We start from the raw sequence: 246 nt of genomic DNA, 5'->3' as shown, positions 1-246 counted from the left end.
TCCGCGCCCCAGCGGTTGCTGTCGCTGGATTTCCTGGAGGCCGGCAAACGCTGGGGCGCGGAGGTTTACCGAGATGGCGATGGCGCCGATTACCGCGGCGATGCCCGCTTCCGCGTCGTGCACGAGGAACGCACGGTCAGCGCCGGCGACGTGCTGTCGCTGTGGCTTGCACCGGGCGGCGGATTCGCGATCCGGCTGCTGCCGCTGGAGTGAAGAAAGCACCGCGCGTGCGCCGTGGATCGGCGT

General features: G+C 69.9%; 1 protein-coding gene. It reads left to right on the top strand.

The genetic code is table 11. The features are described 5' to 3' along the window. The coding region (locus NVV99_RS26745) for a glycoside hydrolase family 97 C-terminal domain-containing protein (protein ID WP_260783328.1) at positions 1 to 213 on the top strand (213 nt) is incomplete at its 5' end. Positions 214 to 246 lie beyond the last annotated feature (33 nt).

Source organism: Rhodococcus sp. PAE-6 (genome assembly GCF_025290685.1).
GTDB lineage: Bacteria > Actinomycetota > Actinomycetes > Mycobacteriales > Mycobacteriaceae > Rhodococcus > Rhodococcus pyridinivorans.
The sequence above is the reverse complement of the archived record's forward strand: the minus strand, read 5'-3'. Positions and strand labels throughout refer to the sequence as shown.